Genomic DNA, 17149 nt, shown 5'->3' on the forward strand with positions numbered 1-17149 from the left:
TGCGAACCTGCGGCCCGCGGGATCGATTGGGTCGCTGAGGATGGCGTCGGCCCCCGCGATCGATCGGCCTCGTTCCGCTGGCGAAGCGGTGCGTAAGTGTGGTTATTGAAGCGACGACCGCAGGCCGATCCGGCCGTTCTCAGGGGAGCGGGCGTCCTTCCAAGCCGCGCCGCGGCTCCGGGCCCACGAAAGCGCGCCAATGCATGACGACCGCACGACCGCTCCGGCCGTTGCTCCGGAAGAGGGCGGCGGGGCCGCGGAAGAACTGGCCTATCGGCTTCGGCAGCAACAGCTGACCGCCGAATACGGGCATTTCGCGTTGCGGACCTTCGACACGGTGGCGTTGCTGCAGGAAGCGACTCGGGTCTGCGCCCTCGGTCTGCACAGCGAGTACTGCAAGGCGATGGAGTTTTTGCCCGAGGAGCAGCAGTTCATCGTGCGGGCGGGAATCGGCTGGAAGCCGGGCGTCGTGGGCCACGCCCGCATCGGGGCCGACGCCGAAAGCCCGACCGGATACGCGTTTCAGACCGGCGAACCCGTCATCTCAAACCATCTGGAGGGGGAAACCCGGTTTCGCACGCCGAGTCTCCTGCTCGAGCATGGCGTGAAGCGGGCGATCAACGTGGTGGTGCAGGGCGAGGACAAGCGGTTCGGCATTCTCGAGGTGGACAGTCCGACGGAGGGGCGCTTCACCGAAGCCGACCTCGCGTTCATGCAGGGCTTCGCGAATCTGCTGGGCGTCGCGATCGAGCGCCAGCAGTTCGAGGCGGCTTTGATCGCGAGCGAGGCCCGCGCGCAGGCCGGCGAGGCCAAGCTGGAGCGGGCGCTGGCGCATCAAGAGGTGCTGACGCGCGAGATCAGCCACCGGGTGAAGAACAGCCTGTCGATCGTCGCCAGTCTCCTGGCGCTGCAGGGGCGGATGTCGTCCAACGCCGAACTGAAGCAGTCCCTCGCCGACGCGCAGGCCCGCGTCCAGACCATCGCCCAGGTGCACGACAGGCTCTGGCGCAAGGACGAGGTGGAGACGATCAACCTTCCCGACTTCATGGGCGATCTCTGCCATCAGATCCGGTCGACCGCGGCCCCCACCCTCACGCTGAGCTACGACTTCGCGCCCGTCAGCTTGCCGACGGATCAGGCGGTGCCCCTGGCGCTGCTGATCAACGAACTGGTCACGAACGCCTTCAAATACGCCTACCCCGACGGAACGGGTGACGTCCGCATCGCGGTGAAGCCGACCCCGGCCGGATTGCTGCGCCTCGAGGTCCAGGATCGCGGGCCGGGGTTGCCCAAGGCCTTCGACGCCCAGAAGTCGTCGAGCCTGGGCATGAAGCTGATCGCCAGTCTCGCGGGCCAGCTCGGCGGCAAGCCGGAGTGGCGGAGCTCCGACGCCGGCGCGCATTTCGCGCTCGACTTTCCCGCGGGACACGCGTCGCGCGACAGGTAGCGCCGCGTCGCGGCCTCGGCTCAGTCTTCTTCGAGCGACGGCAACTGCGCCCGCGCCGCCACGGACGACGTCGGCGAGGCGAGGACGTCCTTGATCGCGGCGCGGATCGCGGACGGGTAATAGGGCTTTTCGATGAAGCGGCCGTCGTCCGGCAGATCTTCGTTGCGGACCACGAGATGGCCGGACGCGACGATCAGTTTGACGTGCGGCCAGCGCTGATGGACCACTTCGGCGAGCTCGAGCCCGTCCATGGCCCCCGGCATGTGGACGTCGGTGAACAGCAGCCTCACCTCGGGCGTGCGCTCCATCAGCGCGATGGCCTCGGCCGCGTTGGCGGCGGAAAGCGTCCGGAGACCCGCGTCCTTGATCATGGCCACGGCCGCCATCCGGATCAAAGGCTCGTCCTCGACCACCAACACCGTCACGCTCATCGCCTACGCCTCCACCCTCAGTGAAGGAGGCAACGAAAGCCGGGGGGAAAGGTTGCCCTCCCGCTCGCAACGAGCCGTTTGGCCTTCGGCGCTCCCCGGGCGGAACAACCCGCGGAGCCGCGGCGCCGATCCGTCGTGGCCCGCGCTGGTCGGGCCGCTACGGCGATGGGCGTCGAGCCCGCCTTCCGGCGACGATCATCAGCCGGAAAGGCGAGTTCGGCTCAGACGATGCTCTCGTTCAGCCGTCCATCGACGGTCCGGACGGTCTCGTCGATGGCGGCGTTGGGCAGGCCCAGCTGATGCGACACCAGCTTCACCAGCAGGTCCACCCGTTCGATGAAGGGCGCGCCGCTCGCCACGGCGCGGGCCGCGGACGAGGGCTTGAGCAGGCTCTCCGCCGCCTTGGCGTACTTCTCGAACGGCACCTGGTCCTGGGGGTCGGCGCCCAGACGGCGGGCGACCGCGTCGACGTGCTCGTAGATCGACCGCGACAGGTCGATGTCTCCGTGCACCGCCTCGCGGATCGACTGGGGCGCCCCCTCGGGCGTGACGCAGCGGTAGTTGCCCGTGAGCAGCATCGACCACTTCGCGAGCGGCACGAACAGCGAGTCGAACACCTTGAGCTTCACCGGCACGTCCTTGCCGTCGAGCGTCACCGCGTCGATGTCGGCCTCCAATTCGCGAAGCAGAGTGTTGTGCGCCTCGTCCGCGAAGGTCGCGGCCTTGAAGTTGGTGGGCAGGCCGACGTGCAGAACGTTCGCGCCTTCCTCCGGAGGCCGGAAGGCCTGCGGGTCCGGCGAGCAGAGCGACACCAAGCCCGGCTCGAAGCGCTCCCAGACCTGCGCGTTGGTGAAGGCCTCTTCGAGGTCCATCCCGGCCAGCGCCGGAATCCGCTTGAGGTAGGGCAGCGGGGGCATGTTCATGATCGACAGGCACGGCAACTTCGCCTCGGCGATCTTGATCATCAGCACGCGGATCGTGTGGTTGGCGTACTGCGGCTCCTGCATCGCGAGACCGACCAGATCGTAGCGCGAGACGTCGACGTCCTGAGGCGTCGTGGCGTCGAGCTTTCCCGGCAGGTCGCGCGAAAAAATCGCGCGGTGCGTGGGCTCGTCACGCAGCTTGATGCGCACCTCGGTGCCCTCGCTGTTGATGAGGTCCGCGGTCTTCCGCCGACACACGAGGGTGACGTTGTGCCCGGCCATCAACAACTTCGTCGCGAGCAACGAGCCGTAAGACGCTCCAAGAATTAGAATGTTGCGCGCCACGTTCCCACTCCCGACATTTATGCGGCAAATCTCGTCCTCCCTATCGCAAGGGGATAGGGGGAACAATGAGACAGCGCCCCGCACCCCTGTCATACTTTCGAAGGCGCCCGCGATCTTATGCGATGGGAGCGACCCTTCCGCCGTCCCCTATGGCTGCAGAGATGGCGCGGCCTAACGTCGGCTCGGACATCATCCTGGCCGCGTGCGGCGCCCCCCGGACGCAACGAAGCCGACGACCCTGGACAGGGGGCGTCGGCTTCGAAGTGAGCGGGCGCGCTTTGGACGACGCCCGCTCGGGAAACCCGGTCAGCGGGGGGACGATGGACCGGGCTCCGCTCCCCCAAGGCCGTCGTGCGGGCCTGCGGGAAACTCATGCGGCGCCAACCCGGGCGGAGGCGGCGGCCCCATCACCCTGGCCGCGCGAACCAATTGCTCCGGCGTCAGCTGGCTGCGCAGCGTGGCGACCGCTGTCTTCAGCGCTGCTCCGGCCTTGCCGCGCTCTTCGGCATGCGTGGCCAGAGCTTCCGGCAGCGCGAACGGATCCTTCGCCAGATCCTTCGAGGGCGGAGGCGGCGGCGCGAGCACGGCCTGGAGTGCGTCGGCGTAGTCCCGCCACGCGTCGAGCTGCGCGGCGCGAATGCCGATCGCGGTCTCCTCGGCGCTCAGCCGGCGCGCCAGGCCAAGCGGCCCCATAGGCCGGTGCGGCCCCCCGAAAGGACGGGACCGCGGTCCGTCGCGCCCCGGCGGGGGAAGGTCGGCGCCGGGGCCCAGGATGCGACGCGACGGACGCCCTTCGGCGGTATCGAGCTGGGCGACTTTCATCTCGTGCACCGAGGTCTGATCCTTCGAAGCCTCGATGGCCGGGGCGCCCGACGCCACGGCGACGGCCGCAAACGCGGCGACGCCGGCGGACGCGCCGAGAAAGATGGAACTGAGCGTTTTCAACGGAACGCTCCTCTGCTGTTGATTCCGGACGCCGTCACCTTCGGCGTCGACGGTTTCACGCAAAGGTCGTAGCATAATAATACATGTCCATTTTGTTATAAAGTATGTCCGAACGTTGCTGGCGGTCGGCCCGCAAGCTTCGGTTACACAAAATCTGGCGCCGCGTGTCCGCGGCGGGCTAGCGATCCTCCGGGACGATCATCGAGACGGACGACCATGGCCGACGCCGCCACACACATCCTTGTCGTCGACGACGACGAGGAAATCCGGAAGCTCCTCAGCCGCTATCTGCTGACGCAGGGCTTTCGCGTCTCCACAGCCTCGGACGGCAAGGAGCTGCGGGAGCGGCTCGGGGACGGCCGCATCGACCTCATCGTGCTGGACGTGCTCCTGCCCGACGGGTCCGGCATCGATCTGTGCCGCGACCTGCGCAAGACCTCGACGGTGCCCGTGATCCTCCTCACCGCGCTGAAGGAGGACGTCGACCGCATCATCGGGCTGGAGATCGGCGCCGACGACTACATCGGCAAGCCGTTCAACCCGCGGGAGCTGGTCGCCCGCATCCGGGCGGTCCTGCGCCGCACGGTCGAGCGCTCCGCCCCCGGCATGACGGCGCGCGGCAAGGTGTTCCGCTTCGCCGAATTCGTCGTGGACAAGGACGCGCGCCGCGTCGGCGACTCCGCGGACGTCGAAATCCCGCTCACGGCCGCGGAGTTCGACCTGCTGATCGCGTTCCTGGAGCGGCCGGGCCGCGTGCTGTCGCGCGAGCAGTTGCTCGACATCACCCAGGGGCGCGGCGCCGGCCCCTTCGACCGGTCTATCGACGTGCTCGTCAGCCGGGTGCGCCGCAAGCTCGGCGACGGAGGCACGTTCCAGATCCTCAAGACGCTTCGCAACGGCGGCTACCAGCTGACGGCCCGGGTCGAGACGGACGGCGCCGACGCATGAGCGGCCTCGGCATCCGCATCGCGGCGCTGCTGACGATCGCGATCGTCGTCGTGATCGCGCTCGTGACGCTTCTCGCCGTGCAGTTGCTTGGCCCTCCCGGCGGGCCGATGGGCGGCGGCGGCTACCGCGCGTTCGACCGTCTCGCGCTCGCGAGCGCCCTGCTGTTCGACGCCTCGCCAGGCGACGCCGACCGGCTGGCCGCCGTCCACGGCCTGCAGATCGCCGCCGCGCCGCCTGAAGGCCGGGAGCTGCGCCAGGAAAGCGACGCCGCCTCCACTCTGCTGGCCCGACGCGGCGTCGAAACCCCGGTCGTGATTGTCGAGACGGCGGAAGGGCCGCCGCTGTCGACCGTCAGGCTACGGGACGGCCGATGGCTGACCTTCGCGGAATCGCCTCGCGGCGGTCCGCCCCGCAGGGACTGGATCGTGTTCGCGTTCTGGCTTCTGCTGATCGCGACCGGCACCGCCGGCGTCGTCACCTTCGCGGTGCTGCGGGTCACCCAGCCGCTGCGCATGCTGGAGCGCGCCGCGGCCGCGGTCGGCCCGGACGGCGAGCTCGCCCCCCTGCCCGAGCGCGGACCGCCCGAGGTGCGCGCCGCGGCGCAAGCGATCAACCGCCTCTCGTCGGGACTGAGGAACGCGATGGAGAGCCGCATGCGGCTGGTGGCGGCGGCGGGGCATGATCTCCGAACGCCGATGACCCGCATGCGGCTTCGCGCCGAGTTCATCCCCGAGGGCGAGGACCGCGACCGCTGGCTGGCCGATCTGGCCGAACTGGACCGGATCGCCGACAGCGCCATCCGTCTCGTGCGCGAGGAGGTCGACCCCGACGCCCGACATCCCGTGCGGATCGACGCGATGGTGGACGACATCGTCGCCGAGCTCGCCGAGATCGGGCTCGACGTGCGGATGACGCGCGCCTCGCCGGCCTTCTCTGACGTCCGGCCCCACGCCATGAAGCGCGCCCTTCGCAATCTCGTCGTCAACGCCGCGACCCATGGTCAGGCCGCAGCGGTCGCCGTGACGGTCACCGCGCAGTCGGTTATCGTCGCGATCGAGGACTCCGGGCCGGGCATTCCGGACGCGCTGCTCGAACGGGTTTTTGAACCGTTTTTCCGCGTGGATCCCGCGCGCAAGGCGCCGATGCCGGGCGCAGGGCTCGGCATGGCGATCGCCCGCGAGATCATTCGTCGCAACTCCGGGGAGCTCGCGGTGACGAACCGTCCGGCCGGCGGACTCGTTCAGGTCGTCACGCTGCCGTTGTGGCGCGCATCCGAAGAGGCGATCGCATGATCCGCTGCACCACGCTGTTCCGGCTGCTGCTCTGCCTGCTGTGCCTCGCCGCGCCGCTGCGCGCGCCGGCGCACGCCGGCGTCGCCGCGGCGCCCGCCCTGGTCTCGCTGATGGCGGCGGAGGAAAAGAAGGACGACGGCTGCCGCCAGGGCGAGCGGACCAAGGCCTTCGGCTGGATGCTGGTGAGCTACGGGATCGACACGCTGAAGTATGTGGTCGGGCTGTTCCTGATCCCGATCGGCCTGCTGCTCGTCTGCATCGGCGCCGTGATCGCGCTCGCGGAAGCGGCGGCCTGCGGCTGAGGCCTCAGGCGGCGCGGCGCGCTTCTCCGGCGACGCCGTCCGCGGCGCCCTCGACCAGCGCGCGCCACAGCACCCGCCGCGGATCGACAGGCCCCGGGAGCGAGACCCGGCCGGCCGGCACGCGCGTGAAGCCGACCCGGGCGTAGTAGGGCTCGTCGCCGACGAGCATCACGAGGCGGTGGCCGTTGTTCGCCGCCGCTTCGAGCGAGGCGTTCAGCAGCGCAAGGCCGATCCCCTTGCTGCGGAAGGCGGGGTCCACCACCAGCGGCCCCAGCAGCAGCGCGTCGCGGCCGCCGATCAGGATCGGCGTCATCCGGTTTGACCCCACCAGGAAAGTTCCGACGCGGGCGACGAACGAGAGGTCGCGCGCCGGCGCCACCCCCTCCCGCAGCCGGTAAGCCGAACGGGCGAAGCGGCCGGGGCCGAAGGCCCGCTCCTGCAGATAATCGATGGCCGCCTCGTCGGACGGCTGCTCGTGGAGGAGCGCTAGCGGAAGCGAAGTCATGGGACGCTCGGACGGATGAGGGAGGCGATCGACCGGCCGGGCGCTCCCCGGCGGTCAGGCGTACGGATGGGTCGCGCCAAAAGCGGCGCGGCGAAGGATCCGTCGTCGGGAGATGAGCCTGAGGTCGAGCGTCATGACGGCCGAGCGCGTAGCACGCCGCGCGAGCGCACGCAAAGCCCTGCGCGGCCGCACGCCCGTTAACCAAAGTGTCGCCCTATGTTAACCCGATCGTTCAGGGAGGATCGCATGGGGCTGCTTGTCGACGGCGTCTGGCGAGACCAGTGGTACGACACGTCGTCCTCCGGCGGGCGGTTCGAGCGGCAGGCCGCGAGCTTCCGCAACTGGATCACGCCCGACGGCGCGCCCGGCCCCAGCGGCGACGGCGGCTTCAGGGCCGAGGCCGGACGCTACCGGCTCTACGTCTCGCTGGCCTGCCCCTGGGCGCACCGCACGCTGATCTTCCGCAAGCTCAAGAAGCTCGAGGGCCTGATTCCCGTAGCGGTGGTCGATCCTCGGATGGGCGACGAGGGCTGGGTCTTCGGCGACTTCCCCGGGTCGACGCCGGACGAGCGCAACGGCGCCCGGCGGCTGTCAGACATCTATCTCAAGGCCGCGCCCGGCGTGACCACGCGCGTCACCGTGCCGGTCCTCTGGGACGACCGACGGGCGACGATCGTCTCGAACGAGAGCGCCGAGATCATCCGCATGTTCAACTCGGCCTTCGACGGCCTGACCGGCGACACGACCGATTTCTACCCCGAGCCGCTCCGCCCCGAGATCGACGCCCTGAACGCGCGGGTCTACGACCGGGTCAACAACGGGGTCTACAAGGCGGGGTTTGCGACCACGCAGGAGGCTTACGAGGAGGCGTTCGAGGCGCTCTTCGCCGAGCTCGACGCGCTGGACGCGCGCCTCGCCGACCGGCGCTACCTGCTGGGATCCGCGGCGACGGAGGCCGATTGGCGCCTGTTCACCACGCTCGTCCGGTTCGATCCCGTCTATGTCGGGCACTTCAAGTGCAACCGGCGCAGGATCGCGGACTACGCCAACCTGTCCAGCTATCTGCGCGATCTTTACCAGACGCCGGGCGTCGCGGAGACCGTGAATCTCGCGCACATCAAGACGCACTATTACTGGTCGCACACGACCATCAACCCGACCCGGGTGATCCCGCTCGGCCCCACGCTCGACTACGACGCGCCGCACGACCGGGCCGCGTTCGGCTAGCGCTCTCCGCCCTACCAGCGGCCGGCGCCCGCGCCGGCGCCGACGATTTCGAGCAGCCGTCGCCGGGTCGCGGGCGTGACGCCCTCGGGCAGGTCGTCGATCCGGCTCCACCGCCGCTCCGCGATCTCGCGGTTCGGCGGGGGTTCCGGCCCGATCCGAACCGCCCGCGTGACGAAGGTCGCGACGTGATCGCGGCCGCCGAAGCCCGGATTGAAATGCAGCCCGTGGAGCGCAACGTCGTCACCGGCCACGACGCCGGTCTCCTCGAGCAGTTCGCGGATCGCCGCCTCCTGCGCGCTCTCGCCGGGGTCCACCGCGCCTCCCGGAAGGTGCCAGCCCGGCGCATAGCCGTGACGCACGAGCAACACCCGCCCCTCCGCATCGAAGGCGGCGACCCGGACGCCGAGCGTCATGGCCCGCCGCATCCGTCCGTAGCGGGCGACCAAGTAGCTGAGAACGCGGGACTTCAGCATCAAGAACGACCAATTCTGTCCGTCAGATCAGCACGCGACGAGCTCGCACGGCGAATCCGCATATCGGCCAACCTCGGGTAAGACTGGTGAAAATCGAGGCGCAATGCCTATTTGAGACGCAGGAGATAGAAGGACGCCCCACCGGCGGCGCGTCTCTCCGCAAACGAGGCTTATGATGTTCTGGCTGTTTTCGTTCCGGCGCGGCGCTGAAAAGCGGACGACGGAGTTCGTGTGGCGTCCGTCGCTGCGCGCCCCCAACGGCCGCGCGATCGCCGCGCTGATGACCTTCTCGGGCAACTGAGACACCGGTCTCGCGCACTCAGTCCCCGTTGAGCGCCGGCCATGCGGAACGCATGAGCCGGCGTCGTCGTTTTTGGGGCGCGCCTGATGCGCATGTGATCGCGAAGCAGCTATAAGGGCGCCCGTGACCGTCATCGCCCACCTGTCCGATCCGCATCTCGGCCCCCTCCCCCGCTTCACCGTCTTCGAGCTCATGTCGAAGCGCGGTCTCGGCGCGATCAACTGGTTCCGCCGCCGGCGACGCTGGCACGACATGGCGGTGCTCGACCAGATCGTCGCCGATGTCATCGACGAGGCGCCGGACGCCGTCGCGGTGACCGGCGACCTGACGAACCTCGGCCTCGAGTCCGAGTTCCTGCCGGCCGCGGCCTTCCTCGGCCGCTTCGGCCCGCCGGACAAGGTAGCGGCGATCCCCGGCAACCACGACGCCTATGTCCGCCGCGTGGCGAGCGCGCCGGCGCGCGTGTGGGGCGCGCACATGTCGAGCGACGACGGCGCGCCGGGCTTCCCCTATGTGCGCCGCCACGGGCTGGTGGCGCTGATCGGCCTGTCCTCCGCCGTCGCGACCATGCCGCTCGCCGCGACCGGAGAGGTCGGCCGGCGCCAGCGCGACGCGCTGGGCCCTCTTCTGCGCAGCCTCAAGGCCGAGGGGCTGTTTCGCATCGTGCTCGTGCACCATCCCGTCGCCGAAGACGGCACGCCCTGGATGCGGCGCCTGCGCGACAAGGAGGAGCTGCGCGCCATTCTCGCGGCGGAGGGCGCCGAACTCGTCCTGCATGGGCACAACCATGAGCCTGCGCGGCACTCGGTAACGGGGGCGGACGGCGCGATCCCCGTGATCGCGGTGCCGTCCTGCTCCGCCGGTCCGTTCAGCCACGAGCCGCCCGCGGCGTACAATCTCTATGTCGTCTCCGGCGGGCCCGGCGCATGGCGCTGCGAGGCGATCACCCGTGGGCTGAAGCCCGACGGGACGATCGGCGAGACCGACCGCTTCACGGTGGCCTGACGCCGGTTCAGATGAACCAGGGCATCAAACCCTTGGCGGCCGCGACGATGACGGCGATCACGAGCGCCGCCCCGAAGGCGCCCCCGACGCCGAAGGCGAACAGCACCGCGAGCACGCGCGCCCAGACCGGCGACGGCCGTTTCGGAACCGGCGTCGGAGCGAGAGCCGGAGCCGGCTGCTCCACGACGGCCGGGCCGGCGTCGTCGAACACGTCGTCCGCGAGCAGGCGCTCGCGTTCGACGAGACGGCGCGCGATGTAAGACGTCACCGCGTCGACGATCGGCTGGATCTCGGCGCTTTCGGCGATCGCCGCGCGGCCATGCCGCCCGTCGCGCAGGAAACGATAGGTCTTGCGATCGCGCGCCATCTCGACGAAGGCGACCATGTCGACGAAGAGCCGTGGCCGCTCGCCGGGCACGAGGCCGATGTCGAAGATGTCGACCTCGTCGGGAACATCGGCGAAGACCGGCGCCAGCGCGTCGCGCAGCGCCTCCAATCGTCCGAGCTCGGCGTGCTTGAGGCCGATCACCACGTCGGTTCGTTCCACCGCCTCGACCCGGGCGCGCCTCAGCGCCTCGCGCAGCGGCGGCACGCCGCCGCGGCGGTCGCCGTTCGCGGCTGGAAGATCTTGAGGACGCTCGTCACGCATGGCTTCACGATAGCAAGCCACGGGCGCGCCGCGAAGCGCGGCGGACCCGGATGCGCACAGGCGCTCGCGTCATTCTTCGATCACCACGAGCAGATCCTTGGCGTCGACGGGCGACCCGGGCGTCACCAGCACCTCTTTGACGGTCCCGCCGCGCTCCGCGTGGATCGAGGTCTCCATCTTCATCGCCTCGATCGAGAGCAGCACGTCGCCCTGCGCGATCTGCTGGCCGGTCTTGACCGAGACGGTTGAGATGATCCCCGGCATCGGCGCCGCGACGTGAGCGGGGTTGCCGTCCTCCGCCTTGCGCCGCGCCTCGCGCACGTTGGCGGCGAAGCGGTTCGGCACCTTGATGATGCGCGGCTGGCCGTTCAGCTCGAAGAAGACCTTCACCTGGCCCTCCTCGTCCGTCTCGCCGACGCCGAGGTTGCGGATCATCAGCGTCTTGCCGCGCTCGATCTCGACCGCCAACTCGTCGCCGGCGGCCAGGCCGTAGAAGTAGACCGGCGTCGGCAGCGCTGAGACGGGGCCGTACTTCTTCTCGGCCAGCGCGTAATCCACGAAGACCTTGGGATACATGAGGTAGGACGCAAGCTCGAAACCCGACACCTCGCGCTCGATCTTGACCTCGACCTCGGCCTTCGCCACGTCGAGGTCGGTCGGCGGCATCAGCGCCCCGGCGCGCCCTTCGATCGGCGCTTCGCCCTTCAGCACCTTCCGCTGGATGCCCTCGGGGAAGCCGCCGGGCGGCTGACTGAGCTCGCCCTTCATCAGCTGGACCACGCTCTCCGGGAACGAGACGTCGACCGCCGGGTCCTCGACCTCGGCGCGGGTTAGCCCGGCCGAGACCATGGTCAGCGCCATGTCGCCTACGACTTTCGAGGTCGGCGTGACCTTGATGATGTCGCCGAACATGTCGTTGACGTCGCGGTAGGTGCGGGCGACCTCCGTCCAGCGGCTCTCCAGCCCCATGGAGCGCGCCTGCTCCTTGAGGTTGGTGAACTGCCCGCCCGGCATCTCGTGGAGATAGACCTCGGACGCGGGCGCCAGCAGGTCGTTCTCGAAGGCGGCGTACTGCGCACGCGCCGCCTCCCAGTAGAGCGAGATCGCGCGGATCGCGTCGAGGTCGAGGCCGCTGTCGCGCTCCGAGCCCTTCAGGGCGGCGACCACCGAGCCGAGGCACGGCTGCGAGGTCATGCCGGAGAAGGCGTCCATGGCGGCGTCCACCGCGTCGACGCCGGCGTCGATCGCGGCGAGCAGCGTCGCGCCGGCGATGCCGGAGGTGTCGTGGGTGTGAAGGTGGAGCGGGAGCCCGGTCTCCTCCCGCAGCGTCTTGACCAGCAGCCGGGCCGCCGCGGGTTTCAGCAGCCCCGCCATGTCCTTTAGGCACAGCACATGGGCGCCCGCCGCCTCGAGCTGCTTCGCGAGGTCGACGTAATACTTGAGGTCGTACTTCGCGCGCGAGGGATCGAGGACGTCGCCGGTGTAGCAGATCGCGGCCTCGCAGATCTTCCCGGCCTCGTTCACCGCGTCCATCGTGACGCGCATGTTGTCGATCCAGTTCAGGCAGTCGAACACCCGGAACAGATCGACGCCGCCGTTTGCAGCCTGGCCGATGAAGTAGGCCACCGCGTTGTCCGGGTAATTGGCGTAGCCGACGCCGTTCGAGCCGCGGACCAGGCATTGCAGCAGCAGGTTCGGCGCGGCCTCACGGATCTTGGCCAGGCGCTCCCACGGGTCCTCGGTCAGGAAGCGCATGGCGACGTCGAAGGTCGCCCCGCCCCAGCATTCGAGGCTGAGCAGTTCCGGCAAGCCTTGCGCGTAGGACGACGCGGAGGCCGCGATATCGAAGGTGCGGACGCGGGTCGCCAGCAGCGACTGGTGCGCGTCGCGCATCGTGGTGTCGGTGAACAGCACGCGGTTTTCCGCGCGCATCCATTCGCCGAACTTCCTCGGCCCGAGCTTCTCGAGCAGTTGGCGCGAGCCGGAGGACGGCTGACCGCCCCCGCCGAAGACCGGCGGCGTCGGAACCTGCGCGCCGGCCTTAGGCTTAGCGCGGCCCTTGGCCTCCGGATGGCCGTTGACGGTGACGTCGGCGACGTAGGTGAGCAGCTTGGTCGCACGGTCCTGCCGCTTCTCGAAGGCGAACAGCGCCGGCGTCTCGTCGATGAAGCGGGTGATGGTCTCGCCGGCGAGGAAGGTCGGGTGCCGGACCACGTTCTCCAGGAAGGCGAGATTCGTCGCGACGCCGCGGATGCGGTACTCGCTGATGGCGCGCTGCATGCGCAGGCACGCCTCCTCGGCCGTCGGCGCCCAGGCCGTCACCTTCTCCAGCATCGGGTCGTAGAAGCGGGTGATGACCGCGCCGGAATAGGCCGTGCCGCCGTCGATGCGGATGCCGAAGCCCATGGCGCCGCGGTAGGCGGTGATGCGGCCATAATCCGGGATGAAGTTGTCTTCGGGGTTTTCGGTGGTGATCCGGCACTGCAAGGCATGGCCGTTGAGGCGGATGTCGTCCTGCAGGGGCACGCCGGACTCCGGCGTCCCGATCGTCTCGCCCTCGATCACCTTAATCTGCGCCTTCACGATGTCGACGCCGGTGACGACCTCGGTCACCGTGTGCTCGACCTGGATGCGCGGGTTGACCTCGATGAAGTAGAACTCGCCGGTGTCGGCGTTCATCAGGAACTCGACCGTGCCGGCGCCGAGGTAGTCGGTGGCGCGGGCGATCTTGAGCCCGCTCTCGCAGAGCGCTGCGCGGGTCTCGGCGTCGAGGTAGGGCGCTGGCGCGCGCTCCACGACCTTCTGGTTGCGGCGCTGGACCGAACAGTCGCGCTCGAAGAGGTGCACCGTGTTGCCGTGCCGGTCGCCCAGCACCTGCACCTCGACGTGGCGGGCGCGCTCCACCAGCTTCTCGAGATAGACCTCATCCTTGCCGAAGGCCGCCTTGGCTTCGCGCTTGGCGTTGGTGACCTCCGACGTCAGCTTGGCCATGTCGCGAATGACGCGCATGCCGCGTCCGCCGCCGCCCCAGGAGGCCTTCAGCATCACCGGCAGGCCGAGCTCCTCGGCCGCCTTGCGGATCGCGTCGGGGTCGTCCGGCAGCGGCGCGGTCGCCGGCATCACCGGCACGCCGACGCTCTCGGCCAGATTGCGCGCCGCGACCTTGTTGCCGAGCGAGCGCATCGTGTCCGGCGACGGCCCGATGAAGAGGATCTTCGCCTCCGCGCAGGCCTCGGCAAACTCCGGGCTCTCGGACAGGAAGCCGTAGCCGGGATGGATCGCGTCGACGCCGGCCTCGGTCGCGACGCGGATCACCTCGGGAATCGAGAGGTAGGCTTCGAGCGGCCCCATCCCGCGGCCCACCTGGTACGCCTCGTCGGACTTGAATCGGTGGAGCGAGAGCTTGTCCTCCTCCGCGTAGATCGCGACGGTGCGGATGCCGAGCTCCGCCGCGGCGCGAAACACGCGGATCGCGATTTCGGAGCGGTTCGCGACGAGGAGCTTCCGGATCTTGCGGGGCGGCACGACGGGCGCACGGGCGTTCATTGAGACGTTCGACCTCCGGATCGTGACGGAAAGCGGCCGAGGCGGCCAGCGGAGCGAAAATCGGATCGCAGGAGACGGACGGTCGCGCGCACGAGGGTCGCCGCCTCGCCTCCGTCGACGGAGGCAAGGTTATACGAACGCTTCGCGGGATAAAGAGGCCAGCCGCGCGTCAGATGCGGCGCGGCGACGGCGGCGCGTTCGCCGGGACGACCGGAGCGCCCTCGCGCGGCTGCGGCGCAGGCGTTCCGGTCGGCGCGCGAACGGGCGTCACGCGCTTGGTCGTCCGCAGTTCCTCAGAGACGTAGGCGAGGGCCACGAGGATGAGCGCTCCCAGCAGCGAGAACGTCACCTGCGTCACGACGCCATGGCCGAACCAGTCGAACACGCCGTGGCTCATGGCCGCGAACACCGTGGAGATCACGAACAGCGGCAGGCTCTTGCGCCCGATAAGCACCATGGAGCGGCCAAGCAAAGTGTCGCCCAGGCGGCTCTCCTTGCGGATGAACAGCGCCGCGAGATGGGCCATGGCTAGAAAGTGCGCGAGCCGCACCGGCGAGGCGTTGGCCTTGTCGGCGATGTCCGTGATGAAGCGAAGCGGCCGCCATTCGTACAGGCCGAGCGTGGCCCACGGCGCAGCGGCGATGAAGGCTACGATGACGATGGTGATGGACAGCGCGATGGCTGCGGGCGCCGCCATGACGTTCCGGAACCAGGGCTCCTCACGCGCGAGAAAGATGGCGAACCCCGCCAGGAACACCGCCTGCCAGGCGAAGGGGTTGAAGGTCCACAAACGCGTGTCGGGGTAGGACGACAGGGTCGCGCCGGAGAACTGCGCCCAAGTCCAGACGCCGACGGCGAAGGCCGCGTAGAAGAACCAGCGGTCCCGGAACAGCCAGAACAGCACGCCGACCATGATCGTGAGGAGGATGTAGAGCGGCAGGATGTCCAGCAGCGGCGGCAGGTAGCCGAGCGTCGCGAGCTTCGGCAGCACCGTCTCCGTCGCTACGAGGAAGGGCCGCACGAACAGGTCCCGCTCCATGATGCTGGAGCCCGCGTACTCCCGGTACAGCACGGCCAGCGTCGCGATGACGACGAAGGCGGAGATGTGGTGGAGATACAGCGTGAAGGCCCGCTGGAAGCCGTAGGGGATCGCCATGATCGGGCGATCGAGGAACTTGCCGACGAACATGCTCGCCATAGCGAAGCCGGACAGGAAGACGAAGAGCTCGGCGGAATCCGAGACGCCGTAATTCTTCGTCGTGAGCCAGCTCATGACGTTGTTGACGCTGTGGTTCCAGAAGATGAAGACGATCGCGAGCCCGCGCCAGAAGTCGAGGCGCCAGTCGCGCGAGGAAACGGGGGCTCCCGCCGGGCGCTTCGCAGCCTGCGTCGTCGCATCGCCATCCGCCAAGACGCCATCCTCGCTGGTTTGAGACGACGTTCGCGCCGCAAGCACGCTGCGCCGCGCGACGAATCACGCGCGGCCGGCGCTTCGAACCCTATAATCGGGGACCAAACGTCGCGAGTGTGGCGAAAGTTTCCGCCGGAAGTGCGCCGATGGACGCAGCGCCGGTCAAACCTGCGGGATCAGAGCAGTCCGCGCGCGGCGAGGTTCCGCATGAGATGACCGGCGCCGAAGGTCCAGCGCTCGGCGTCGGGACAGCGGACGACCCGATTCACAAGCGCGCCAAGCGTCGGGGTCGCGATGGTGACGATGTCGCCGACCTTGTGGGTGAAGCCCTCGCCCGGCGTGTCGCGATCCTCGATCGGCGCGAACATCGTTCCGAGATAGAGAACGAAGCCGTCGGGATACTGGTGGTTCCGCCCGATGGTCTGGCCGACGAGATCCTCCGGATCGCGCGCGATCTGCTCCATGTGGCTGACGCCGCCGAGCTTGAAGCCGTCGTCGCCGACGACCTCGAGCGTCACCGCCGCCTTGCGCACGTGGTCCAGCGTGAAGCCGCCGTCGAACAGGCGGATGAAGGGCCCGACGGAGGCGGAGGCCGTGTTGTCCTTGGCCTTGCTCAGCAACAGGGCGGAGCGGCCTTCGACGTCGCGCAGGTTGACGTCGTTGCCGAGCGTCGCGCCGACGATGCGGCCCGCGCTCGAGACGACGACCACCATCTCCGGCTCGGGGTTGTTCCAGGTCGAAATCGGATGGATGCCCACGTCCGAGCCTGATCCGACGCTCGCCATCGCCTGGGTCTTCGTGAAGACCTCCGCGTCCGGCCCGATGCCGACCTCGAGATACTGCGACCAGAGGCCCTTCTCGACGAGCACGCGCTTCAGCGCTGCGGCCTCCTCGGACCCGGGCTTCAGCGCGGCGAGGTCCGCCCCTATGGTCGTCGCGATTTCCGCGCGGAACGACGCGGCCTTCTCGGGCGCGCCTTTGGCCTGCTCCTCGACGACGCGCTCGAGCGTCGAGACGGGGAAGGTGACGCCGGCGGCCTTCACGGCCTGCAGGTCGATGGGCGACAGCAGCCACGGCCGGCTGGCGTTCCGACCGTCGGGCGGGGTGTTCGCGAGGATGTCGGCCAGCGCGCCGATGTCTTCCCCCGGCGCCGCGGCCAGTTCGCCGGCGGGATCGGCCGCCTCGCAGAGGTCTCGCGAGGTGGCGAAGGCGGCGGTCACGTCCAGCACGCGATCGTCGCGGACCGTCACCACGCTCGGACCGCTCACATCCGGCCGCCAGACCCGACCCGCGAGAACAGCCGTCGCACGGTCGGACGGGAGGGACGTTTCCACGACGAGGGAGACCGGCATCTGACGCTCCATTGTTCGGAGACTATACAATTGTTCGCGGGCTTTGT

16 protein-coding genes are annotated in these 17149 nt (G+C 69.2%); 7 read left to right on the top strand and 9 right to left on the bottom strand.

All coding sequences use genetic code 11. The annotated features are described in order from the left end of the window. Nucleotides 1-199: 199 nt before the first annotated feature. Nucleotides 200-1447: a histidine kinase dimerization/phosphoacceptor domain -containing protein gene (locus K244_RS0111160; RefSeq protein WP_020186350.1), complete on the top strand. Its 1248-nt coding sequence runs from the start codon at nt 200-202 to the stop codon at nt 1445-1447. A gap of 20 nt (nt 1448-1467) precedes the next feature. Here the strand turns inward: K244_RS0111160 and K244_RS0111165 are convergent, their stop codons facing one another. The 3 genes from K244_RS0111165 to K244_RS22700 all read right to left on the bottom strand — a co-directional run bounded on the left by K244_RS0111165 (nt 1468) and on the right by K244_RS22700 (nt 4154). Beyond that, nucleotides 1468-1878 carry a response regulator gene (locus K244_RS0111165; RefSeq protein ID WP_020186351.1) on the bottom strand — a complete coding sequence of 137 codons (411 nt, stop codon included), beginning with the start codon at nt 1876-1878 and terminating at the stop codon, nt 1468-1470. Nucleotides 1879-2099: 221 nt separating this feature from the next. Continuing rightward, a complete protein-coding gene (locus tag K244_RS0111170; RefSeq protein ID WP_024816458.1) occupies nt 2100-3146 on the bottom strand; it encodes an acetyl-CoA carboxylase in 1047 nt (348 codons plus the stop codon). Nucleotides 3147-3452: 306 nt separating this feature from the next. Then, on the bottom strand, nt 3453-4154 hold the full coding sequence (locus K244_RS22700; RefSeq protein WP_155931702.1) for a Spy/CpxP family protein refolding chaperone: 702 nt from the start codon (nt 4152-4154) through the stop codon (nt 3453-3455). A 153-nt stretch (nt 4155-4307) separates the two neighbouring features. On the opposite strand from K244_RS22700, the gene K244_RS0111180 reads away from it, so the two are divergent. Genes K244_RS0111180 through K244_RS0111190 form a run of 3 tightly spaced genes read left to right on the top strand, consistent with a single transcriptional unit; the run spans nt 4308 to nt 6633 of the window. Next, nucleotides 4308-5039 carry a response regulator transcription factor gene (locus K244_RS0111180; protein ID WP_020186354.1) on the top strand — a complete coding sequence of 244 codons (732 nt, stop codon included), beginning with the start codon at nt 4308-4310 and terminating at the stop codon, nt 5037-5039. Then, nucleotides 5036-6331: an ATP-binding protein gene (locus K244_RS0111185; RefSeq protein ID WP_020186355.1), complete on the top strand. Its 1296-nt coding sequence runs from the start codon at nt 5036-5038 to the stop codon at nt 6329-6331. The genes K244_RS0111180 and K244_RS0111185 overlap by 4 nt, the downstream gene beginning before the upstream one ends. Further along, nucleotides 6328-6633, top strand: a complete 306-nt coding sequence (locus K244_RS0111190) for a hypothetical protein (protein WP_020186356.1) — start codon at nt 6328-6330, stop codon at nt 6631-6633. The genes K244_RS0111185 and K244_RS0111190 overlap by 4 nt, the downstream gene beginning before the upstream one ends. Before the next feature lie 4 nt (nt 6634-6637). On the opposite strand, the gene K244_RS0111195 is transcribed toward K244_RS0111190, so the two are convergent. Then, nucleotides 6638-7138, bottom strand: a complete 501-nt coding sequence (locus K244_RS0111195; protein WP_020186357.1) for an N-acetyltransferase — start codon at nt 7136-7138, stop codon at nt 6638-6640. Nucleotides 7139-7384: 246 nt separating this feature from the next. Between K244_RS0111195 and K244_RS0111200 the strand changes: the two genes are divergently transcribed. Next, complete coding sequence (locus tag K244_RS0111200) at nt 7385-8365, top strand: glutathione S-transferase family protein (RefSeq protein ID WP_020186358.1); 981 nt, start codon at nt 7385-7387, stop codon at nt 8363-8365. A gap of 11 nt (nt 8366-8376) precedes the next feature. Here the strand turns inward: K244_RS0111200 and K244_RS0111205 are convergent, their stop codons facing one another. Beyond that, on the bottom strand, nt 8377-8838 hold the full coding sequence (locus K244_RS0111205; protein WP_020186359.1) for an NUDIX domain-containing protein: 462 nt from the start codon (nt 8836-8838) through the stop codon (nt 8377-8379). Nucleotides 8839-9013: 175 nt separating this feature from the next. Here K244_RS0111205 and K244_RS24320 point away from each other — a divergent pair, with 175 nt between their 5' ends. Continuing rightward, a complete protein-coding gene (locus tag K244_RS24320; protein ID WP_280949665.1) occupies nt 9014-9139 on the top strand; it encodes a hypothetical protein in 126 nt (41 codons plus the stop codon). Between the two features lie 123 nt (nt 9140-9262). Next, nucleotides 9263-10144 carry a metallophosphoesterase gene (locus K244_RS0111215; protein WP_020186361.1) on the top strand — a complete coding sequence of 294 codons (882 nt, stop codon included), beginning with the start codon at nt 9263-9265 and terminating at the stop codon, nt 10142-10144. A 7-nt stretch (nt 10145-10151) separates the two neighbouring features. Here K244_RS0111215 and K244_RS0111220 read toward each other — a convergent pair whose 3' ends face one another. From K244_RS0111220 to K244_RS0111235, 4 genes are all read right to left on the bottom strand, one after another. Next, nucleotides 10152-10793 carry a hypothetical protein gene (locus tag K244_RS0111220; protein ID WP_020186362.1) on the bottom strand — a complete coding sequence of 214 codons (642 nt, stop codon included), beginning with the start codon at nt 10791-10793 and terminating at the stop codon, nt 10152-10154. 69 nt (nt 10794-10862) lie between these two features. After that, nucleotides 10863-14339 (bottom strand): pyruvate carboxylase, encoded by a 3477-nt coding sequence (pyc, locus tag K244_RS0111225; RefSeq protein ID WP_020186363.1) that lies wholly within the window; start codon nt 14337-14339, stop codon nt 10863-10865. A gap of 169 nt (nt 14340-14508) precedes the next feature. After that, a complete protein-coding gene (gene opgC, locus K244_RS0111230) occupies nt 14509-15750 on the bottom strand; it encodes an OpgC domain-containing protein (RefSeq protein WP_020186364.1) in 1242 nt (413 codons plus the stop codon). Nucleotides 15751-15926: 176 nt separating this feature from the next. After that, complete coding sequence (locus K244_RS0111235; RefSeq protein WP_024816459.1) at nt 15927-17102, bottom strand: fumarylacetoacetate hydrolase family protein; 1176 nt, start codon at nt 17100-17102, stop codon at nt 15927-15929. Nucleotides 17103-17149: the final 47 nt, after the last annotated feature.

The sequence above is a fragment of the Methylopila sp. 73B genome, assembly GCF_000526315.1.
Classification (GTDB): Bacteria; Pseudomonadota; Alphaproteobacteria; order Rhizobiales; family Methylopilaceae; genus Methylopila.